Source organism: Bradyrhizobium sp. HKCCYLRH3059, assembly GCF_051168035.1.
In the GTDB taxonomy this organism is placed as follows: Bacteria; Pseudomonadota; Alphaproteobacteria; order Rhizobiales; family Xanthobacteraceae; genus Bradyrhizobium.
This window is the reverse complement of record NZ_JBNPUF010000009.1, coordinates 41016-61173: the sequence shown is the minus strand read 5'-3', so window position 1 is coordinate 61173 and position 20158 is coordinate 41016. Positions and strand designations below refer to the sequence as shown.

Sequence of the window (20158 nt, the reverse complement as noted above, 5' to 3'; positions counted from 1 at the left end):
TCCAGAGTCCTTGCGCAGCCCTGGATTGCTTCGCTCCGCTCGCAATGACGGATGCGGAACGAGCGGTGTGCTCCACGACGAGTGCGTAGGGTGGGCAAAGGTGCAGAGCGCCGTGCCCACCGTTCTACCAAGAAAGGCGGTGGGCACGCTTCGCTTTTCCCACCCTACAAAGAACGAGGTTTGGGGAGGCAACATGCCGATCAACTACGATGAGCTGATGGCGATGAAGGCGATCGGGCAGAACTACGCCTACACCGATCGCGAGGTGATGCTCTACGCCTACGGCATCGGCATGGGGGCCGATCCGATGGACGAGAAGGAGCTTGCCTTCGTCAACGAGGCCACGGCCGGGCCGCGTCCACTGAAGGTGGTGCCGACCTTTGCCTCCGTCGCCGCCTGGGGCGCAGGCCCCGGCGACATGAAGCTGAACCGCGTGCTGGTCGTCGACGGCGAGCGCGACATCACCTTTCACAAGCCGCTGGCGGTGGCGGCGAAGATCACCGCGGATTCCTCCGTGCTCGCGGTGTCCGACAAGGGCAAGGACAAGGGTGCCGTGATCCGCCACCAGACCATCCTGCGCGACGAGAGCGGCGCGCCGCTGGCGACCCTGGTGGCCTCGCGCTTCGCCCGCGGCGACGGCGGCTTCGGCGGTCCCTCCGGCGGCATCCCCGACCCGCATCCGGTGCCGTCGCGTGCACCCGACCGCAGCGTCGAGATTTCGACGCGGCCCGACCAGGCGCTGATCTACCGCCTCTGCGGCGACCGCAACCCGCTACACTCGGATCCCGAATTCGCGCGCCGCGCCGGCTTCCCGCGGCCGATTCTGCACGGCATGTGCACCTACGGCCTGACCTGCCGCGCCGTGCTGCAGACCTACGCCGACTACGATGCGTCAGCCTTCCGCCAGCACGCCGCGCGATTCTCCTCGCCGGTGTTTCCCGGCGAGACCGTGACGGTCGATCTGTGGAAGGACGGCGACGTGATCTCGTTCGAGGCGCGGGTGAAGGAGCGGAACGTCACCGTGATCAAGAACGGCAAGACCGTGCTGGGTTGATTATTGCCATGTGAGGCACGTCTGTTAGTTGCCGTCATGGCCGGCCATGACGGGCAACAAAAGACACGGCGCAGGAGGAGACATCCATGGGACTGCTCGACGGCAAGGTGGCGCTGATCACCGGCGCAGGTGGCGGTCTCGGCGAGGCCTACGCCAAACTGTTTGCACGCGAGGGCGCGGCGGTGGTCGTGAACGATCTCGGTGGCCCGCGCGACGGCTCCGGCTCGGACCTGTCGATGGCCGAGCAGGTGGTGGCGGCCATCACCGCTGAAGGCGGCCGCGCCGTCGCCAACGGCGCCGACATCTCGACCATGGCCGGCGGCCAGTCGGTGTTCGACGATGCCATCCGCCATTTCGGCCGCGCCGACATCCTGGTCAACAATGCCGGCATCCTGCGCGACCAGACCTTCGCCAAGTCGAGCGAGGCCGACTGGGACAAGGTGATCCAGGTGCACCTCAAGGGCACCTTCTGCTGCACGCTTCCCGTGTTCCGCTGGATGCGCGACAATGGCGGCGGCGTCATCGTCAACACCTCCTCGACCTCGGGCCTGATCGGCAACTTCGGCCAATCCAATTACGGGGCCGCGAAGGGCGGTATCTGGGGCCTGTCGAACGTGCTGGCGATCGAGGGCCGCAAGTACAACATCCGGGTGTGGACGCTCGCGCCGGGCGCGCTGACCCGCATGACCGCGGACCTGCCGCGCTACAAGGAAAACCCGGGCGCGGCGCTGACGCCCGAGGGCATCGCGCCAGCCGTGCTCTACATGGTCAGCAGACTCTCGGGGGATCAGACCGGCAAAGTGCTCGGCGTGTCCGGTCCGCGCGGCGTGCGCGAGTTGCGTATGATGGAAATGGACGGCTGGAAACCGCCGTCGTCGGCGTGGAAAGCGGAGGACATCGCCGCCCATGCAGAGGAGATATTCTTTTCGGAGGCCGATATAGCCAAGTCCGCACGGCGGTTTTGATGTATTCAGGTCGTCATTCCGGGCCTGCGCCTGGCGCGTCCGGAATGACGCCAGAGAGATTGGAGACCAGACGAGATGAAGCTCACCGCCGCCGCCAAAGGCACCTTCGCGATCGCGCCGACGCCGTTCCATGATGACGGTCGCATCGACGAGGCCTCGATCGACCGACTGGTCGATTTCTATGCCGAGGCCGGCTGCGACGGCATCACCGTGCTGGGCATCATGGGCGAGGCGCCGAAACTGGACGCCGCTGAATCCGAGCAGGTTGCAGTGCGCTTTGCCAAGCGGGCCAAGAACCTGCAGATCATCGTCGGTGTCTCCGCGCCGGGTTTTGCCACCATGCGCGCGCTGGCGCGCGCCTCGATGGATGCGGGCGCTGCCGGCGTGATGATCGCGCCGCCGCCGAGCCTGCGCACCGATGATCAGATCACGGGCTATTTCAAGCAGGCCCAGGAGGCCATCGGCGAGGACATTCCGTGGGTGCTGCAGGACTACCCGCTGACGCTGAGCGTCCAGTTCACGCCGGCCGTCATCCGCAAGATCGTCATGGACAGCCCCTCCTGCGTGATGCTCAAGCATGAGGACTGGCCGGGCCTGGAGAAGATCTCGACGCTGCGCGCGTTCCAGAAGGACGGCTCGCTGCGGCCGCTGTCGATCCTGTGCGGCAATGGCGGCCTGTTCCTCGACTTCGAGATGGAGCGCGGCGCCGACGGTGCCATGACCGGCTACGCCTTCCCTGAAATGCTGGTCGACGTGGTCAAGCTGTCGCAGGCGGGCAAGCGCGACGCCGCGCATGACCTGTTCGACGCGCATCTGCCGCTGGTGCGCTACGAGCAGCAGCCGGGGGCAGGGCTGGCCGTGCGCAAATACGTGCTGCAGAAGCGCGGCGCGATCGCCTCCAGCGCGCAGCGCAGGCCGGCCTCCGCGATCACGGCCGCGGCCAGGGCCGAGGTCGACTATCTCTTGTCGCGCGTGGCGCGTTACGACGCGCGTGCCAATCTGCAACCTCGTGCCACCGCCGCGGAGTGACCATGGCTGACGCTGCCGCCGTCCGTCCCGCCTCGACCGTGCTGCTGCTGCGCGACAGCGCAGTCGCGCGCGAGATCGAGGTGTTCATGATGGTGCGTCACCATCAGATCGAGTTCAACTCGGGCGCCCTGGTGTTTCCCGGCGGTAGCGTCGACAGAGGCGATCAGGAGATCGCCGGCAGGCCGGAGCTCTATGCCGGCGACGAGGGTCTTGAAGCCGAGGCGCTCGGCTTCCGCATCGCCGGGGTGCGCGAGACCTTCGAGGAGAGCGGCATCCTGCTGGCGCGGCTGCGCCGATCGGACGCGCTGATCGATGCCGCTGCCGCTCGCGACATCGAGGCGGCGCATCGTCTGGCACTGTGCGAGGGCAAGATCAGCTTTCTCCAGGTTCTGGAAGCTCACGGTCTGGTGCTGGCGCTCGATGCGCTCGTTCCCTACGCCCATTGGATCACGCCCGAGGGCATGCCGAAACGCTTCGACACCTGGTTCTTTCTGGCGGCGGCGCCGCCGGACCAACTCGGCGCCCATGACGGCCGGGAATCGACCGACTCCGTCTGGGTCTCGCCGCGCGAGGCGCTGGCCGGCGGCGAGGACGGCCGGTTCAAGCTGCCGTTCCCGACCACGCGCAACCTGATCCGGCTCGGCAAGCAGCCCGCGGTGGCCGACGCCCTGGCGGCGGCGCGGGACATGGACATCGTCACCGTGATGCCGGTCATGACCAAGACCGCCGAGGGCGGTCGCCAGCTGCGCATTCCGCGCGAGGCGGGCTATGATGGGGAGGTGTTCGAGTTCGGTGCGGCCGGTTAACCGCACAGGCTATTTTTCGTCCGGCGGATGATGCGCGGACGAAAATTGTTCTCTATATGTTCATTTGGCCGCCCAGCGGCTCGTATATAGTGCGGTTCCGACCATCGGATCCCATGAGTAGATTACCGGACCTCGACACGGCCTGCAGCAGCCTCCGATCGATGACGATCGGGCGGATGATCTTTGGCAGCTTTTTGCTGCTGCTTGCCGTCATCACCGCGACCAGCATGGCGAGCGTGATCGCCATTCGGCATATCGATTCGACCTTTGCCGAGTTGCAGCGGCTGCAGGGCGTCGGCGATCTCGCCGAGGAGATCGACCAGCGCATGAACGAGCTGCGGCTCGCGGCGCGCGATTTCGTCACCGATCCCGGCTCGCGCTCCGACCGTGCCATGGAGGCGGCGACGGAGCTCAGCGCGCTCCTGAAGAAGACGCGCCTGCAGCTCGCACCGGAGCAGCAGGCGACCATCGACGGCGTTGCCCAGCGGCTCGCCAATTACCGCGAAGGCATCGACCGCATCAGCGCGCTGATCGCGCGGCGTGCCGAGCTGCTGTCGGGTTTGCCGACGGCGCGCGAGAGCTTCGAGGACGCCATCGCCGGCCTGACTGATCGCGCCACGGCGCGGGCCTTGTTCCAGGTGCAGAATCAGGTCGGCGCGGCGCTGCTGGCGCGCGACCCGGCCGGCGCCGAGCAGGCCGCCCGCAGCATGCGCGCAATGCCGATCGAGGACAGCGCGCTTCGTGCGGCCGCCGACCGCTATGCCGAGGCGATCATCGCCATTGCCGGCACCGAGGACGAGATCGCGCGCCTCGACAAGGAGGTGCTGGGCATCGAGGGGCGGCTGATCGGCCGGGTCACCGAGTTGCTGCGCGCCCTGAGCGCAAGCCAGGGCAAGGTGCTGTCGCGCGACTTCGCCCGCACCTTGGCGGAGACGAAATGGCAAAGCATCATCTTCGGCACGGCGGGCGTTCTGATCGGCATCTTCGCTGCGTCCTTCGTGGTCCGGCGCACCGTGCGGCCGCTGGCCTCGATCGCGCGCTCGATCAGGGCGCTGGCGGCGGGCGAAAAGGCGGCGTCGATCCCGCAGACCGACGTTCAGAACGAGATCGGCGACATCGCGCGGGCGGCGGAAGTCTTCCGGCAGACTTTGCAGGATGCCGACGCGGCGCGTGAGGCGGCGGTCCGCGCGCTGGCCGAGCAGCGGCTGGCCGAGGAGAGCTATCGCAAGCTGTTCGAAGCTTCGATCGACGGCATCTATGTGACCACACCGAGTGGTCTCGTGCTCAATGCCAATCCGGCGCTCGCGCGCATCATGGGCTACGAATCCGCGAGCGAGCTGATCCAGAGCGTGAACGACATCGCGGATACGATCTATGTCCATCCCCTGGCGCGCGAACGCTATCAGCGGCTGATGCGGCGCGACGGCATGGTGCGCGAGTTCGAATACCAGGTGCGGCGGCGCACCGGCGAGATCCGCTGGCTTTCCGACAGCGGCACGGTGGTGCGGGATGAGAACGGCGAGGTGGTTCGCTACGAAGGCGTGGTCCGCGACATCACGGATCAGAAGCGCGCCGAGGACGCGATCGCTGAAGGCCGGCGATTGCTGCAGCAGGTCATCGACACGGTGCCGGCGGTGATCAACGTCAAGGATCGCGAGCTGCGCTATGTCCTGATGAACCGCTACATGGCCGGCATCTTCAACGTCGAGCCCGAGGATGCGCTCGGCCGCACCACGGGCGAGCTGATGTCGCGCTACGGCGCGAACAAGACGGACTCGAACGACAAGCGCGTGCTGGCGACGAAGGCCGGCCTCGGGTTCTACGAGGAGGAATACCTCGATTCATGCAACGTCATGCGGCAATGGCTGGTCAACAAGCTGCCGCTTCTCGACGCCGACGGCGAGGTCGACAAGATCGTCACGGTGGCGCTCGACATCGGCGAGCGCAAGAAGAGCGAACTGGAGATGCGCAAGGCCAAGGAGGCCGCCGAGACGGCGCTCCGGAACCTGCGCGACACCCAGGCCTCGCTGATCGAAGCCGAGAAGCTCGCGGCGCTCGGGCGGATGGTCGCCGGCGTTGCCCACGAGGTCAACAACCCCGTCGGCATCAGCCTGACGGTCGCTTCCGCGCTCGAGCGCAAGACCGAGCGCTTCAGCGAGGCGGTCACGCGGGGTGAGCTGCGGCGGTCGAGCCTCAACGAGTTCATCGAGATGAGCCGCAGCGCCGCGGGGCAGCTCGTCGCCAACCTCAATCGCGCGGCCGAACTGATCCAGTCGTTCAAGCAGGTCGCAGCGGACCGCAACTACTCCGATCAGCGCACCTTCGATCTCGCCGATCTCACCGAGCAGGTGGTGATGAGCCTGCGCCCGGGTGTGCGCAGACAGAACCTGACGGTGAACGTGGATTGCCAGCCCGATCTGGTGATGAACAGCTACCCCGGGCCTTACGGGCAGGTCCTGACCAATCTGTTCCTCAATGCGGTCGCGCACGCGTTTCCGGACGGCAGGAGCGGTGTGATCGAAATCAGGGCGCGGGAGTCCGGCCGCGACAATGTCGAGATCGTCTTTTCCGACAATGGCTGCGGCATGTCGCTCGACGTCCGCCGCCGCGCCTTCGATCCTTTCTTCACGACGCGCCGCGACCAGGGCGGCACCGGCCTGGGCCTTCACATCGTCTACAGCATCGTGACCAGCCGGCTTGGCGGGCGGCTCGATCTGGACTCCGAGCCTGGCGCGGGCACGCGCATCCAGATCATTCTGCCGCGGGTCGCACCTCTCGAGCAGGCGGCCGAGTAGGGAGATCTGCGTAACCCCCCGGATTGACTCTCACGAAGCCGAGATCGAATCGAAATCTGGCCCGGTTGATGCATTTCCATCCCGCGCACCCTGGGGTGGTGCAGGAGCCAGATGGACCAGATGGAAATGAGCAAATGGATCGTGTCCCGCGGCCATGGGCCGCATCGCGCTGATCGTGCCGACATCAGCAACACGGGTTCGAGGCGGCAGGCGGTGGCGCGATGGAAGCCGCCTGTCCAAGTCAGCAGTGCGGCGCTGTTGATCGCACTCGCCGCGCCACCGTCACTGGCGCGTGATCGCGGCCAGTATGCGAACTCGTCGCCGGAGATCAAGGCATGGTTCGACGGTCTGCGCAGCGGCAAGGGCCCATGCTGCTCTGACGCCGACGGCAGCGCCGTCAGCGATGTCGACTGGGAGAGCAGGGGCGGTCACTACCGCGTCCGTATCGAGGGGGAATGGCTCGATGTTCCCGACGACGCGGTCATCACCGAGCCCAACCGTGTCGGCCGCACCATGGTATGGCCGATGCGCGGCTATCAGGGCCTCCAGATTCGCTGCTTCATGCCGGGCAGCATGACGTAGCCGTGCGGGGCGGCGGTCAGACGTATTTCTTGTCGCGCTCCAGGAGCTCGATGGAAATGCCCTGCGGCCCGCGGATGAAGCAGATGCGAACACCGGGGCGGATCGTGGTCGGCTCGGTCGTGAAGGTGACGCCCTTGGCCTTGAGCTCGGCGGCCGCGGCGTCGATGTCCTTCACGGTGAGGCCGAAATGATCGAGGCCCTGGTGCGGCGTCACCGGCGGCGCGTTGACGCCGTCGGCCGGCTCGACCTTGGCGATGAACACGCTGGCACCGCCGAGCCGGACGTCGATGCGGCCGGGATTGCGGATGATCTCGCCGCCGAGAATGTCGTGAAGCCAGCTCGCGGTGGCTTCCGGGTCCGGACTGCGGAGATGGATGTGGTCCCACGTGACATTCAACATCGTCGAGATCTTTCGAAAGAGTGAACCGCCCGCGGCGCGGCGGCGTTTCTTGAGGTGTCGCAAAGTGTGCGGATGTCTACCGCTCTGTCAGCGGCCGCGCCAGCCCGGCCGACCGACCGGTATCCGGGCCTGCCCTCCAATTGTCGGCTTTGCATGCAACCCTATCGATGTTTGCCGATTGAAGCTTCCAGATGCCCCCGCCGGGCAGCCGATGGTGCAGACATGAGCGCGGGTCTCTTTCGTTTGCTGGGACGCAAGCCCGATGCCGCGGCGTCGCTGGCCATGCGCCGAAGCGACGGAGCGTCCATCCCTTTGGGAGCCGCCGTGTCGGGGTTGGCGATCTTCGCGCTGGTCATGTTCAGCACAGTCGGGTGGCTGATCATGTCGGTCGAAGAGGAGGAGGTGGCCGACCCCAGCCTCACGCGGGTCGGATCGGCCCCCCCGAGCAGCGGCTACGAAGGAGACGAAGACGGGACTGAGACGTCGCGTCGGCTCTCGCCCGTGGTGCCCGGTCTGGCGGATGCATCCAATCCGCACCCCGATTCGTCCCCCGTGGTCGGCGCCGGCCGGAACGTCATGGACGCGAATGCCAGCCTGTCGCCGACGATGCCGCCTGCGTCATCCCCTGCGCTCGACCCGGCGGCTCTGTCCGGCCTGCGGATCAGTTCCCAGTCCTGGCGGCGCGGCGGTCTTGGATCGAAGGCGCTGGTGACCTTCACGCTACGGAATGCCAACAGTTTCGCAATCAAGGACATCGAAATCACCTGCGCCTTCAGCCGGCGGGACGGTGGTCACGTCACCGACCGCCGACGGATCGTGCCCGGCCAAGTCGGGTCGCGCAGCCGGAAGACCTTCGTGGCGGTCCATGTCGGATTCGTCAACGTTAACGTCAGCGCGGCCAAATGCGCGCTGGTTGCAGCGACGAAAATCTAATTATGTCGCGCTAGTCTCCCGCGGTCTTTGAACCCGAGCGTTCGACGCGGGAACATACTGTCATGATCCTCCGTTAGGTGGATGTCGGCGCAGGTGCCGACGGAGCGGTAAATTATGCCCATTCTGCGTTACTTTATGTTCGTCGGTGGAACTCTGCTGGCGCTGCTCGTCCTGGCGGATGCCGTGCTTCCCAGCGTGCCATTGCCTGCAAGCCTGTCGTCTGCGTCGGATCTTCCCCCGGTGCGCATTCAGTCCACGAGAAAGTGGCCGGAGCGGATCGTGATGGACACCTCGATCGCCACGCCAGCTCCGGTGAAGCTCGCGAAGGCGGAGCAGCCTGCAGCAGAAGTCGCCAAGAGCAGTCCCCGCGACGCCTTCGCGCAGATGAGCGCCGTCGAGGCCAACCCGCAGGTTGCGGCAGTGAAGGCCGCCGAGAAGCCTCGCGCGACGCGGATTGCCGACACAGGCAAGCCGGCTGCAGAGGTGAAGAAGCGAAGGACCGCAAGAGCTCATCCGGGCAGACCGATGATCCTGGTCGCGCAGCAGCCGCGTGTCGGCTCTTTCGATTGGACCTGGTAGTATCGATCGCCCGCAGCCCCTGGTCGATCCAAGCAGTCCCGCTGCAATCGCGCCACGGGGCGGTTGAACTCGCGCGGGCTGTTGCGCCGTTTTTCACGCCGCCACGCTGCCTTGATCTTGCGCAAAGTGCGCTCCTTCCGGAACGCCTAGCGTCTCTGCATGGGACCTGGGAGCGTTTGCCCGGGGACCCAGGAGACGCTGAATGACGACTACCACGCCCACCCTCTCAATCTCGCCGGAGAAGGTCGCCTTCGTCGTGACCAAGATCCACAAGCACGAAATGGAAGCGACCGAACCCGAATTGCTGGCAGATTTGGCAGATGACGACGCGGCGCCCGGTACCGCTGGGCGGGGCCTGAACACGGACAGGTCGGAGCTCGTCAGCTTCATCAGGGGCCTCAATGTCGACGAACAGATCGATCTGGTCACGCTGATGTGGCTGGGCCGGGGCGACGGCTCGCTGGACAATTGGGATGAGCTTCGTGCGCAGGCCGCTCAGGCGCACAACAATCGCACCGCGACGTACCTGATCGAAACTCCGATGCTCGGCGACTATCTGGAGGAGGCTCTCTCGGAGTTCGGCCTTTCCTTGGAAGATTTCGAAGAAGGCATATAGCTGGGGGCAGTTTCTCCCGATGGGCTCGCCAGCACATTCTTCGCTGCAATTCGGATGATGGAGTAATCTCATGGACAAGATGAAGGTCGGAACCGGTGATTGGATCGTCGTGTGCGACGGGCGCAAGGCGCTGATCCTCGAGAACGTCGGTGACAGCATGTTTCCGAACCTGCACACCAAAGAGGTCCGTGAGCAGGAGAACGACCGCACGAGCGCTCAGGGCACCGACGCTCCCGGCTCGGTGCAGCAGTCATTCGGCAATGCTCGGAGTTCAGTGGATCAGACGGATTGGCATGATCAGGCTGAGCGCGCCTTTCTCAAGCAGCTTGCTGATCGCCTGCATCATGCTGTCATTTCAGGCGAAACCAAAGCCGTCACGATGGTGGCGTCGCCGCGCGCGCTCGGGATCATCCGCGCCGACTATTCCGACGCGGTACGAAAGGCGCTGCATGGCGAGGTCCACAAGGATCTGGTCAAGCTTCCGGTCTACGAAATCGAAAAACAACTGCTCGCCTGAGTCGGGCTTTCTCATGCCAATGACTGTCCGGAGACCCTGTTCGCGGTCTCGGTGACCGCGACGGGATCAATGTGTGCTTTCATGCGACGGTGTCGATTCCGGCGCAGCAGGCACCAAGCTTGCGCCCAGGTGCGCAGCTCCTTTTTCGACGATCTCGTAGCCGCAATCATCCAGCCAAGCGATCAGGCGATCGGCCATGGCGTAATCCCAGGTCGGGTAGGAGCGTGCGATGACCTGGCGTGGTGTGAGCTTGCGAGACATTGGTGATCCTTCCCTGATCTCATGGTGCTCGATGAAACGTCGAGCGTTGGTCTTGTCATCTTGAACCCCAGAACGGGATGCGCAGTTCCTGCGCCGCCCGAGCGCTGCCACTTGAGGAGCGCCGATCGTTCACAGCGCCCCGGCGGAAGGGGCTCCATTCATCGAGCGCCGATCAGGTGTGGCCGCGCGTCATCGGTCACGAGAGCCGCGGTGCGCTCCGGCTTCTTCTCCACGATCTCGTAACCGCAATGATCGAGCCATGCGATCAACCGGTCCGCCATGGCATAGTCCCAACTGGGATAGGATCTGGCGATGACTTCGCGGACTGAAAGCTTTCGTGTCATGATGTCGATCTATCGCTCCCTGCATTCGCCACGGCCCGTCCGGCACGCATCCGGACGATCCAAGGCTGGCCGGCAGTTCGTGCCGCCGGCTCCTGATGTTGTTTGGCTCGTCACGTTTCTAAGCGCGCGCGCCCCAACGCCTTGATCAACTGGCGTGGAGAGGTGACTTTTTCGCTTCCGGCTCGCCCAGGCTGCGCAATCATCGCCCAACATGGTGAAAACCTTCTCGCTACATGGTTTCCCATTCCCGTGCACGGATATGGCGCAGTCGTGCGCGTAGTAGGGCTGGAGTGTGGTGGCGGCGCGGTGTTTCGTCACAGGCTGGCGGCGACGATCTCCGACGAAATCTCAGCCCGAGCAGGCGGGGACAGTCGGAGGAACGGTTTGGCACCTTCATGGTTTCCGCTGGGGCGCGGTCGCAGGGGCTCGTCGCCTCAGAGCCAATGGAGCGAAGCGATGAGGCTGATGTTTTGGGTTGTGCTGCTGACCGGCCTTGCGGCAGGGGCGGGCCGGTTGGTCGCCAATGAGTCCTGCGGCCCTGGGTGCCACGTCGCGCCGAATGGCGGCTGCGTCGTGAATGGTTGGGAGGTAGGAGCGCCGGTGTGGAACGAATGCCCTGCGGGCGCTCGGCCAAGGCCGCCGTGCGGAACCGCGTTCAAATGGAGCAAACAGGCGAAGGCCTGTGTCAGCAGGTGAACATACGATGGCTGATCATCGGCGCGGGGGCGTGGATCGGACTGCCGGCTGCCGCGAGCCTTGCCGTGCCTTGTATCAGGAGGCAGACGAAGCTGCTGCCGTTGGCGACACGGGCGAGACGTCCAAAGTGAACAGGCGCTGATCCCCAGCGGTCTCCGAATGCGCCAGCACCTGTTCGAGCAAGGCGATGACCGCGACCGCCCGCGCCCGTTCGTTGGTATCGTCGTAGCTCGTTGTCGCAAGGACGGTCCCGTTGGCTTCGCACATCGCCTTGATCTCAACAATCATCGTTGCATCCCTTGCCGTTCCGGAGGCCTGAGATTGGCGGCAATCATGTTAAATTCGTGCAAAATGGTCCGAATAAACCGCTGGTAGAAGGGCACCGCGAAGCAACGGGCCGGCCGATGACCCGGCGCGCTCAGACCGGGCTATGGATCACGTCGCGCGGTGCGCTGGTGCCGAAGGCTCTCCGTAACCATGTTCGCGAGGGCGCCTCGATGAGCATGTAGGTGACCCAGGCCATCGCCGTCGCAATCGCAACGAACAGACCGAGCCGCAGCGCGAGCTCAAGAGCGCCAGGAGCATCTGACTTTCCGATCATCGCAAGCCGAATGAGAAAGGGATGCAGCAGATAGATCGAATAGCTGCATTCGCCACCAATGATCAGGGCTCTGGACGACAGCCAAGCGGCATGACCGTACCGACTGGCTGCGACGAAGACGATCGAAAATCCTGAGATCTCGATGAGACGTACGGCAAGTTCGATCGCGAACGACCAGCCGGGCAGACGAGGCTGCAGAAACAGCAGCACAGGCGCACAGATGAGGCTCGCCAGCGAAAGCCAGAACAGGAGCCTCACGCAGCGTCGCTCCCGATCACCGACGCCGGCATCCGCGCGGTTCCTGTAGATCATGGCGGCAAGGCAGCCGGCCAGGAACTGAGCGATGTGAAGATAGGGAGAGTAGTAGGTCAGCCACTGCATCCCGTTTTGCGTAAGGCTCGGCGCGGCGGCCCGTAGCAACGCATCGCCGAAGGTGAAGGCGGCCGCGATCGTCAGCGCGAACGTCACGATGTTCGCCAGCGCGATCCAGATGATCGTGGGCAGCCGGACGACGGCTGCAAACAGCAGGCAGACGAATGGAAACAGCAGGTAGAAGAACAGCTCCACGCTGATGGACCAGAGGTGCTGCAGCGACGGCACGACTGCGACCAGCATGGTGCCGTTCTGCACGGGAAACCAGGCTTGCGTCATCGTGAGGATGAAGCCGAGCGACGGGGCCGAGAGACCTCGCGCGATCGCGACGTATGCGACGACTGCGAGCGTAATCACGGCGTACATGGGGTAGAGCCGGGCGAAGCGCGCGATGGCAAATTCGCGAAGAGCGCTTCCGAGCGGTTGCGACTGGAAGCGCGCGGCATAGTTGAGCCACAGGACGAATCCGCTCAGCACGAAGAACATTGTCATTCCGATGCTGCTGACTTGTGCGATGAGCTCGGGCAGCAGGCCTTGCGCCAACGACGGGGCGCCATGGCCGACGGCGACCGTTGCGGCCGCGACGAAGCGTAAGCCGGTCAGCGAGCCGATGAAGCGTTGCTCGTTCACTTTGAGGGATGGTCCTGATGCTTGGGAGGCGCTCCGGCTGTTGTAGAAACAGCAGGGCCTGGAGGCAACCCGACGCCGGCCGGAGACGGGATTGCCGCCCGCTCGAGCGACGATCTGGCGTTCAGGCCAGAGATGACTCTGCACCGTGATCGCTCCGACGTCCGCCGTGGCGGCGTTGCACTTGCTGTCAACGAACTGAAAAATAAAGAAAAAATAGCCTTGGCATCGGCGGCCAACGGTCGAGGCGTTTCCCGGCGCGGCACGCGATCGGCGAGAGGGCTGGGCAACAGGCCGACAGAGTTTGAAGAAATCCGGGTAGAGCAGCTCCTGCAGCGGATCGTGCCTGTTGCGAAAAGCCGCCGGGACTCCTCGATCCGCGGGAGGTGACGGCCAGGGCCATGGTCGCACCTGCGTGGGATGCGGAGCCCCCGTCCGGGCGGGGGCCGGGACCGGATTGCAAATGGACTCGCAAACCGGCGGCGGCTAGTTATTTGTCACCCTCCGGCTGGTCATTTTGCATGACGCTGAGCGCTTGAACGAGGACGGAAGCCGCCTTGCCCGCTGCGCCATCTCAGCTCACCGATCAAACCGTCAACACCCAGCTGACGACGAATTGCAATGCGCAGGTGGCTGCAACGTTCGACACGAATGACAGCACCTGGGTGACCTTCTTTTTCAACGGTACGATCCCGTGCTGGAGAGCGCTGGTGTCGATTGGCGAAGTAGAGGTCGAACTGACCGAGGACATTGCAATTGCAGGCATTGTCCTGCGCAAGGGGCTGACGGTGACCATGCACCCGATGGGTCGCTACTACACGGTCACGATGAGCGGGGAGATTGTCGATTCCGGAAAGGAGAGCAGCTTTACCGGATTCGTGCTCGGCTCGTTCATCCGGTCCGCAGCGATGAAGCGTGCGATGCAGATGCTTCGGAAACAAGTCAGCCGCTGAGCGGCGCCCGGCTTCGCCTGAAATGTAAACACCAGAATGTGACCGGGCGTTGGGGGAAGACTGTGATCTGGCCCGATTGACCACCGTCGCGAACCCTGTTACACGCCACAACCTCTGATAGATTTCAATCATTGGTAGCTTATTCGATTTTCCATTCGTTTCAGCCGTGCCGGCAGTTGCGTACTGCGGGTTTTGATCTGTGTTTTATAAAAGGAGATAGCCATGGCTCATCATGAAGGCGTTCGTTTTTCGGCTCCTGCTGTCGTTACCACTCCCACAAGCCCCAACACGGAGGTCGTCGCGACGCCGACGGGCGATCAAAACAACACGACGCAGCTCGTGTTCGAGTATCAGGGGCGCATTCCGGTCTGGACGCCGGTGGTCTCGCAGGCACAACCTCAGGTCGTTTTGGCGGCTGACATCACGATCGGCGCAACGACTTGGCGCAAGGGCATTACGATCCAGTATGCTGCGCTGGGATCGACCCAGTACACCGTGACCATCATCTCGGGCGAGATCGTGGACGATCGTGGGCTCTACTTGCTCCAGGGCGTGACGCTCGGCATCTTCCCGATCGGTTTGGATGTCAAGGCAGCGCCATCCGCGACCGCACGGACCGAGGAATATCCGCGCGCGGCCTTCACGGCGCTGCCGACGGTGAACACCCCGACCAGCCCGAACAGCAACGTGGTGACGACGCCGAGCGGCGACACCAACAACACGACCTACGTCTCATTCCAGTACCAGGGACGAATTCCGGTCTGGACGCCGATCGTCTCGCAGTCCCAGATCACTGCGGTCCTCGCCGCTGATATCACGATCGGCGCGACGACGTGGAAGGCGGGCATCACGGTGCAATATGCTGCGCTGGGCTCGGCGCAATATACGGTGACCATCATCAAGGGCGACATCATCGACGATCGCGCCCTCTATTCACTGGCGGGCACCTTGCTCGGCATTTTCCCGATCGGGTGATACGAGCATGGACGCGTCTGCGTCAGCGCAGTTCGAGCAGGTCGGCTCCTCTGCGATTTACGAGACCAGGGTTGCCGGCTCGGTTGGCTGGGCCGGCTACCTTCTCGGCACGGGCTCGTCTCTGCCACCGTTCATCAATTACGACGACTCGCTGAAGAAGTACGGTGGCAGTTATCTGTTTGCGACACAGCGGCCCGCCGATCTCGATCGGGATCCCGGCGGGTTCGCCGGGCGTGTCCGGGCCTATATCAGCAAGGCGACGCGCAATCGTGCTGTCGTCTGGCTCGCGTCGGCCAACCCGGTCGCGTTCGGCGACTTCGAGCGCTATGGCGTCTCCTTCATCAATCTGCCGCCGGTCTACCAGGTCTCGGGCAACCTGAACCTGTGGTTTGCCAGCAACGCCAAATTCTACATCCTCGACCAGAGCCGGATCGATATCGAGGGTGGGGCGCTGCGCCTGTCGGGCTCGGCGCTGAGTTCACCTCCGTTCATCGGCTTTTCGGGCAAGGGCGACAACCCGCTCGGCATTCGGCTTGCGCCGACCTCCAACAATCGCATCTACGCCTATGTGCCGTTCGGCGGCGCCAACACCGGTTGCGTAACCTTCGATGGGCTGCTCGATTCGAAGCAGGCGTTCGTCAGCCAGGGCTTGGAGCAGGGCATCCGCTACGTCATCAACAACAGCGCGACGACGTCGCTGCAAGCTGCGCAATATGCAGCCATGACGGTGGCGGCGTTGCCGTCGCAGCTTTCGATCGCAGGTGCCTTCGACCTCGGCGATCCGGCCAACCGCGTGATCGGCCGAGAGCAGCTCGAGCAGGGGTATCTGCGTTCGGGGTTCGCCATCAAGGGGGCGCCTGCGCTGACGAGCGAATTCCGCACGACCGGCGGGCGTGTCGTGCAACTGACGCCGCTCGGGGCTAGCAGCACGGATACGGCGCCGGCGCTCGGAGCAGGGGGCTTCGCCTTTGCGACCAGCGCCGCGAAGACGGCCGCGGTCGACACTGGCACGACCTATCTCAGCCTGGCCGGCCACTATGCGCTCGGCGCCGATGGCAGTTCGGCGGGGCAGCTTGCGAAGCTGATGGGTGGACTATTCGGATCGGAGGCGCTCAGCTTCAAGGCGTACGACGCCAGCCAGCCCGCAGCGCAGAACGATCGTCTCAACGCCGTTCCCTCGAAGCCCGGCTACGCGCCGGTGTTCCCATTCGAGACGGCGGATCTCAACCGTCCCGCGAGCGGTGCCGTTGCGCCGCGCCTGACCGACGACCACCAGACCTCCTGGGTGACCATCGTCGCCGGTAGCGGGACCGTCGACTATCTGGCCGAGCCCGAGGGCAGCGCGATCTACGGTGCGGCCGCGGCCGGCGCCGCGAATGCGGAGATACTCCAATCCGCGCCGCCGTTCATGCCGCTCGCCCAGGGCAGCGACAAGACGTTCCCGCTGGCGCCTTATGGAGCTGCTGCGAGTAGCGGCCTCGATGGCGCGACGCTCGTCCAGTTCGAGAGCCAGATCGTGGCCGCAACCCGCAAGTCGCTGATCTCGAGCTATGGCAGCAAGACGTGGTCGGCGCGCGTGCAGGCGGCGCGGGCTCACGCGTTGCGCGGCACGCTGCCGGACGGCCCGAGCACCGATGGGACGACGCCGCAGGGCTTCATCATCGAGCGAGATCCGACGACGGGGGCCTATCTGAAGGTCAGCATGGCGCAGTCGATCGACCGCGACGGCAACACCCTGCCATTCGCGCTATCCGCTCCCTCCCAGGCGATGCAGGACGCCTTGCAGACCAACCAGCTCTTTCTGGTCGCCGTCAATCCGGAGCCGTTCGGCACAGGCGCCCAGTTCGCCAACACCGTCAATATTGCGGGCTGGACCATGACCGCGGCGGTCGGCGCCGGCGCCTCGGCCACCGCCTACCGCAACGTGATGATCATGAAGTTCTGCTCTGGCTCGTTGCTGGAGCGGGTCACGAATGCCAATCGCTGGACGTCCGCGGAGCAGTTCTCTTTGTTGCCCGGCACACCGCCGGTGACCGCTGCGCTGTCCTACACCGGCCTGTCGCAATGGCTACAGGACTACATCGCGGACGCCATCGCACGCTCGAAGGGAGCGTCCGGCCCATTCTACGAGAATTTCGCGCGCATCGCCCAGGACCCGAACTGGACCGGCGTCATCGTGCTCGCGGCCGACCTCGGCCAGCGCGACATGCCGCCGGAGATTGCGGGGCTTGCCGCCGGCATCGACTTCACCCGCTTCAACGCCCATCATTTCGGCTTCACCGTCAGCCGCGTCACGGTCGACGGCCGGAGCGGTCGGATCACGATGCCCCAGGGCAATTCGAGCCTGTTCGGGCTGATCGACTACGAAGATCCGCGCTATGCGATGAACATCTCCAACGGCGTTGCGCCTGACGTGCCGGTGGCGGTGCAGATGAGCGGCGAGTTCGATTTCACCGTGCTGCAGCTGCAGTCGTTGTTCGAGAACGCCAGGCTGACGCGGTTCGACAGCCACGTCCAGCTCTCGGTCGCGGCGCTGTTCGGCGCGCCGGTGTCGCGGCTGTACTCGCGCGGCAAGCCGCAGCCCTTCACGGGAATCGTGCTCAAGGGCAGCTATGTCGATCAGGGCGGCCGCGGCGCCTATGTCTTCGAGCAGAACACGACCAACGTGCTGACCAGCCCGTCGAACGTGCTGCCGGCCGTGGCCTTCGACCGGGTGCAGTTCAACACGATTGGCATCCAGGACCAGGGCGCCACGGTGGCGAGCAACTTCCTCGTCTGGGGGCAGCTCGATTTCACGGCGCTTCAGAGCACCATCGGAGAGACGCTCGACCTGCTGTCGTTCGGCAGTCCGCCGGATACGCCCGAGGAAGCGCTCGGGGTCGGGCTCGCCTTCTCCGGCCTCGTCATCGGCATGACCTATCCGCAGGCGACGCCCGGAGCCAAAAGGTTTGGGGTCGCGACCGGCAACCTGGCCTGGAATCTCAACGGCTCGACGATGCGCGACACCAGCCTGTTCCGCGGCTTCGCGCTGCAACTGAAGAGCTTCGTCAACGCGACCGGTGATCAGAAGCCGTCCGATCTCGGCTTCCTGCCGGTGACGTCGCAGCTCAACCTCACCGAACTCGAGGGGCCCTGGTTCGGCGTCGTCTACGACATCACACTCGGCGGTCCGGGGGCGCTCGCCTCTGGCGTCGGCTTCCAGTCGCAGCTGCTCGCGGCATGGTCGCCGGTCACCACCGGATCGGATGCGCAGCATGCGGTCTTCATCGGCATGAGCCTGCCGGGCGCGGCGCCCGGCGCCAGCCTGTTCAGCATCCAGGGCGTCATCAAGGTTGCGGTCGGGGCGATCTCGATCCTGCGCCAGCCGGTGCCGACCGCATCGGGACGCAAGCTGTCGGATGACGGTCCGAAGTGGTTCTACTGCCTGCGGATCGACGATATCGCCATCAAGATATTCGGCATCGCCAAGCTGCCGCCGTCCGCCAACATCCAGTTCTTCCTGTTCGGCGATCCCGACAACACCGGCAGCCTCGGCTGGTACGCCGCCTATGTCGCCGACGACAATCCGGGCTGCGAGCAGTCGCTCGCATTCGCCGCACGCAAGCCCGAGCTTCAGGAGCCGTCATCATGACGCGGATCCTGTTCTGGAATATCGAGAAATTCTCGATCAACAAGATCTTTTCGGCCTCGATCAAGCGGCAACGCGGGCATGGCGGTCTCAACGACATGCAGAGCGCGATCCAGCGCCGCGCGGTGATCAATGCCGTGCTGGCGGCCGTGCAGCCGGACATCATCGTCATCATCGAGGTGAGCTCGGGCGACAATGCGCCCAACGCTCTGGCGAGCCAGACCGGCGGCATCAATGCGCTCGCCATGGTGCAGTTCGGGCTCAACAACCCCGCCACGATGGTGGCGGGCGGATGGAACGCCGTGCCGCCGCTCTACACCGGGGTCGGTGGGCGCTCAGAGACGGTTGGCATTCTCTATCGCCGCACCAACACCGCTGGCACCCTCAACCGCTACTTCACCGGGCCCAACATCTGGACCGGCGGGCATGGCGGCGTGTCGGTGCCGCCGGGCGGCGGCGTCGCCACGCCGTACAATGGCATGGTGGTGCCCCTCGGTGCCGTCAACGTCAATGGAATGCTGGTGCCTCCGGGCCTGGGCGGGGTGCGCCAGATCCCTGCGGGTGCCCAGCACAATGGCGGCCTCAACGAGGACGTCGTCGCGGCGCGGATCGCCTTCACGACCACGCTCGGCGCTCCTGTTGCCTTTGCCGGACTGCGCGAGCCGTTCATGGCGACGTTCACCGAGGCCGATAATCTCGGCGTCGTGCAGCGAGACCTCACCATCTTCGGCATCCATTCCCCGCCGAACAATCCGGCGGCGGCGAACTACATCACCACGCTGTCGACGATCAACGACGTCGTCGGCGCTCTGGGCGTAAACGAGACGCGGGTGATCGGCGGCGATTTCAACGTCAACCTGTTCGCCGTCAATGGTACCGCCTCGGGCCTCTATAATCCGCTCACCGGCGGTCCCGGTGCCTACACGCTGCTCGTCAGTCCGACGGCGGTGGGCGTTCCTGTCAATCTCGACCAGTACAAGGGTTATTTCTCCACCCATATCCGCGGCAAGGACAAGACGGCGGCGTCCAAGTTCCTCTGGTCCAACGGCGGCGGGCCGGGACAGAGCTTCTATCCCGGCTACGGCTATGTCGGCTCGAACTTCGTCGCCGCGCCGTTCTACTCGATCGACAACGTCCTGGTCTGGCCGCACAACGGCATGCACAACTATCAGACCACGATCATGAACACGGTGACCGGCACGCCGATGAACGGGGTCATGGCGCCGCCGGACAATCCTCCCCCCGGTGCGATCGCTTTGGCCAACCAGTTCACCGCGCCGCCGATGGGGTGGCCGGGCGCACCGACGGCGGCGAACTATCCGGGGATCGGCGGTGCCGGAAATCTGACCGGCTGGAGCAACTACGGACGCGTTCGCAACACCAGCGATCACTTCGGCATCTCTGCCGACATCTGAGGGAGCGCCG

General features: G+C 64.8%; 20 protein-coding genes. 15 read left to right on the top strand and 5 right to left on the bottom strand.

Going from position 1 to position 20158, the window contains the following annotated elements; genetic code table 11:
* Window positions 1-193 precede the first annotated feature (193 nt).
* From ACQR13_RS26235 to ACQR13_RS26210, 6 genes are all read left to right on the top strand, one after another.
* On the top strand, window positions 194-1054 hold the full coding sequence (locus ACQR13_RS26235; RefSeq protein WP_316187172.1) for a MaoC family dehydratase: 861 nt from the start codon (window positions 194-196) through the stop codon (window positions 1052-1054).
* An 86-nt stretch (window positions 1055-1140) separates the two neighbouring features.
* Complete coding sequence (locus ACQR13_RS26230) at window positions 1141-2019, top strand: SDR family oxidoreductase (protein ID WP_316170851.1); 879 nt, start codon at window positions 1141-1143, stop codon at window positions 2017-2019.
* A 75-nt stretch (window positions 2020-2094) separates the two neighbouring features.
* The gene (locus ACQR13_RS26225) at window positions 2095-3048 is read left to right on the top strand and encodes a dihydrodipicolinate synthase family protein (protein WP_316170850.1); all 954 of its coding nucleotides are present in this window, start codon (window positions 2095-2097) and stop codon (window positions 3046-3048) included.
* A 2-nt stretch (window positions 3049-3050) separates the two neighbouring features.
* The gene (locus tag ACQR13_RS26220; RefSeq protein WP_315717667.1) at window positions 3051-3854 is read left to right on the top strand and encodes an NUDIX hydrolase; all 804 of its coding nucleotides are present in this window, start codon (window positions 3051-3053) and stop codon (window positions 3852-3854) included.
* Window positions 3855-3967: 113 nt separating this feature from the next.
* Entirely contained in the window at window positions 3968-6649 is a 2682-nt protein-coding gene (locus ACQR13_RS26215) for a PAS domain S-box protein (protein ID WP_316165437.1), read from the top strand.
* 120 nt (window positions 6650-6769) lie between these two features.
* Complete coding sequence (locus ACQR13_RS26210; protein WP_315752605.1) at window positions 6770-7231, top strand: hypothetical protein; 462 nt, start codon at window positions 6770-6772, stop codon at window positions 7229-7231.
* Window positions 7232-7247: 16 nt separating this feature from the next.
* On the opposite strand, the gene ACQR13_RS26205 is transcribed toward ACQR13_RS26210, so the two are convergent.
* On the bottom strand, window positions 7248-7631 hold the full coding sequence (locus tag ACQR13_RS26205; protein WP_315827827.1) for a VOC family protein: 384 nt from the start codon (window positions 7629-7631) through the stop codon (window positions 7248-7250).
* Window positions 7632-7853: 222 nt separating this feature from the next.
* Between ACQR13_RS26205 and ACQR13_RS26200 the strand changes: the two genes are divergently transcribed.
* The 4 genes from ACQR13_RS26200 to ACQR13_RS26185 all read left to right on the top strand — a co-directional run bounded on the left by ACQR13_RS26200 (window position 7854) and on the right by ACQR13_RS26185 (window position 10276).
* Complete coding sequence (locus tag ACQR13_RS26200) at window positions 7854-8564, top strand: hypothetical protein (RefSeq protein ID WP_434863387.1); 711 nt, start codon at window positions 7854-7856, stop codon at window positions 8562-8564.
* Window positions 8565-8678: 114 nt separating this feature from the next.
* Window positions 8679-9143 (top strand): hypothetical protein, encoded by a 465-nt coding sequence (locus ACQR13_RS26195; RefSeq protein WP_315752591.1) that lies wholly within the window; start codon window positions 8679-8681, stop codon window positions 9141-9143.
* Between the two features lie 202 nt (window positions 9144-9345).
* The gene (locus ACQR13_RS26190; protein WP_315752592.1) at window positions 9346-9759 is read left to right on the top strand and encodes a DUF3775 domain-containing protein; all 414 of its coding nucleotides are present in this window, start codon (window positions 9346-9348) and stop codon (window positions 9757-9759) included.
* A gap of 70 nt (window positions 9760-9829) precedes the next feature.
* Complete coding sequence (locus tag ACQR13_RS26185) at window positions 9830-10276, top strand: host attachment protein (RefSeq protein ID WP_315827830.1); 447 nt, start codon at window positions 9830-9832, stop codon at window positions 10274-10276.
* A gap of 66 nt (window positions 10277-10342) precedes the next feature.
* Here ACQR13_RS26185 and ACQR13_RS26180 read toward each other — a convergent pair whose 3' ends face one another.
* Complete coding sequence (locus ACQR13_RS26180) at window positions 10343-10537, bottom strand: hypothetical protein (RefSeq protein WP_315827831.1); 195 nt, start codon at window positions 10535-10537, stop codon at window positions 10343-10345.
* Between the two features lie 158 nt (window positions 10538-10695).
* Complete coding sequence (locus tag ACQR13_RS26175) at window positions 10696-10881, bottom strand: hypothetical protein (RefSeq protein WP_315752594.1); 186 nt, start codon at window positions 10879-10881, stop codon at window positions 10696-10698.
* Window positions 10882-11337: 456 nt separating this feature from the next.
* Between ACQR13_RS26175 and ACQR13_RS26170 the strand changes: the two genes are divergently transcribed.
* Entirely contained in the window at window positions 11338-11577 is a 240-nt protein-coding gene (locus ACQR13_RS26170; RefSeq protein ID WP_409999270.1) for a hypothetical protein, read from the top strand.
* A 75-nt stretch (window positions 11578-11652) separates the two neighbouring features.
* Here ACQR13_RS26170 and ACQR13_RS26165 read toward each other — a convergent pair whose 3' ends face one another.
* Together ACQR13_RS26165 and ACQR13_RS26160 are read right to left on the bottom strand one after the other, a co-directional pair.
* Window positions 11653-11865, bottom strand: a complete 213-nt coding sequence (locus tag ACQR13_RS26165) for a hypothetical protein (RefSeq protein ID WP_315717677.1) — start codon at window positions 11863-11865, stop codon at window positions 11653-11655.
* Window positions 11866-11995: 130 nt separating this feature from the next.
* Window positions 11996-13588: an acyltransferase family protein gene (locus tag ACQR13_RS26160; RefSeq protein ID WP_434863386.1), complete on the bottom strand. Its 1593-nt coding sequence runs from the start codon at window positions 13586-13588 to the stop codon at window positions 11996-11998.
* Between the two features lie 146 nt (window positions 13589-13734).
* On the opposite strand from ACQR13_RS26160, the gene ACQR13_RS26155 reads away from it, so the two are divergent.
* The 4 genes from ACQR13_RS26155 (at window position 13735) to ACQR13_RS26140 (ending at window position 20148) form a co-directional block, all read left to right on the top strand.
* The gene (locus ACQR13_RS26155) at window positions 13735-14130 is read left to right on the top strand and encodes a hypothetical protein (protein WP_315717679.1); all 396 of its coding nucleotides are present in this window, start codon (window positions 13735-13737) and stop codon (window positions 14128-14130) included.
* A gap of 222 nt (window positions 14131-14352) precedes the next feature.
* Window positions 14353-15105 (top strand): hypothetical protein, encoded by a 753-nt coding sequence (locus ACQR13_RS26150; RefSeq protein ID WP_315717680.1) that lies wholly within the window; start codon window positions 14353-14355, stop codon window positions 15103-15105.
* 7 nt (window positions 15106-15112) lie between these two features.
* Window positions 15113-18736, top strand: coding sequence for a hypothetical protein (locus tag ACQR13_RS26145; protein ID WP_434863385.1), 3624 nt, complete (start codon window positions 15113-15115; stop codon window positions 18734-18736).
* On the top strand, window positions 18733-20148 hold the full coding sequence (locus ACQR13_RS26140; RefSeq protein WP_316165040.1) for a hypothetical protein: 1416 nt from the start codon (window positions 18733-18735) through the stop codon (window positions 20146-20148). The genes ACQR13_RS26145 and ACQR13_RS26140 overlap by 4 nt, the downstream gene beginning before the upstream one ends.
* Window positions 20149-20158: the final 10 nt, after the last annotated feature.

Coding starts and splice junctions, on each gene's coding strand:
- ACQR13_RS26235 (WP_316187172.1), top strand. CDS start 194: ATGCCGATCAACTACGATGAGCTGATGGCGATGAAGGCGATCGGGCAG.
- ACQR13_RS26230 (WP_316170851.1), top strand. CDS start 1,141: ATGGGACTGCTCGACGGCAAGGTGGCGCTGATCACCGGCGCAGGTGGC.
- ACQR13_RS26225 (WP_316170850.1), top strand. CDS start 2,095: ATGAAGCTCACCGCCGCCGCCAAAGGCACCTTCGCGATCGCGCCGACG.
- ACQR13_RS26220 (WP_315717667.1), top strand. CDS start 3,051: ATGGCTGACGCTGCCGCCGTCCGTCCCGCCTCGACCGTGCTGCTGCTG.
- ACQR13_RS26215 (WP_316165437.1), top strand. CDS start 3,968: ATGAGTAGATTACCGGACCTCGACACGGCCTGCAGCAGCCTCCGATCG.
- ACQR13_RS26210 (WP_315752605.1), top strand. CDS start 6,770: ATGGAAATGAGCAAATGGATCGTGTCCCGCGGCCATGGGCCGCATCGC.
- ACQR13_RS26205 (WP_315827827.1), bottom strand. CDS start 7,631: ATGTTGAATGTCACGTGGGACCACATCCATCTCCGCAGTCCGGACCCG.
- ACQR13_RS26200 (WP_434863387.1), top strand. CDS start 7,854: ATGAGCGCGGGTCTCTTTCGTTTGCTGGGACGCAAGCCCGATGCCGCG.
- ACQR13_RS26195 (WP_315752591.1), top strand. CDS start 8,679: ATGCCCATTCTGCGTTACTTTATGTTCGTCGGTGGAACTCTGCTGGCG.
- ACQR13_RS26190 (WP_315752592.1), top strand. CDS start 9,346: ATGACGACTACCACGCCCACCCTCTCAATCTCGCCGGAGAAGGTCGCC.
- ACQR13_RS26185 (WP_315827830.1), top strand. CDS start 9,830: ATGGACAAGATGAAGGTCGGAACCGGTGATTGGATCGTCGTGTGCGAC.
- ACQR13_RS26180 (WP_315827831.1), bottom strand. CDS start 10,537: ATGTCTCGCAAGCTCACACCACGCCAGGTCATCGCACGCTCCTACCCG.
- ACQR13_RS26175 (WP_315752594.1), bottom strand. CDS start 10,881: ATGACACGAAAGCTTTCAGTCCGCGAAGTCATCGCCAGATCCTATCCC.
- ACQR13_RS26170 (WP_409999270.1), top strand. CDS start 11,338: ATGAGGCTGATGTTTTGGGTTGTGCTGCTGACCGGCCTTGCGGCAGGG.
- ACQR13_RS26165 (WP_315717677.1), bottom strand. CDS start 11,865: ATGATTGTTGAGATCAAGGCGATGTGCGAAGCCAACGGGACCGTCCTT.
- ACQR13_RS26150 (WP_315717680.1), top strand. CDS start 14,353: ATGGCTCATCATGAAGGCGTTCGTTTTTCGGCTCCTGCTGTCGTTACC.
- ACQR13_RS26145 (WP_434863385.1), top strand. CDS start 15,113: ATGGACGCGTCTGCGTCAGCGCAGTTCGAGCAGGTCGGCTCCTCTGCG.
- ACQR13_RS26140 (WP_316165040.1), top strand. CDS start 18,733: ATGACGCGGATCCTGTTCTGGAATATCGAGAAATTCTCGATCAACAAG.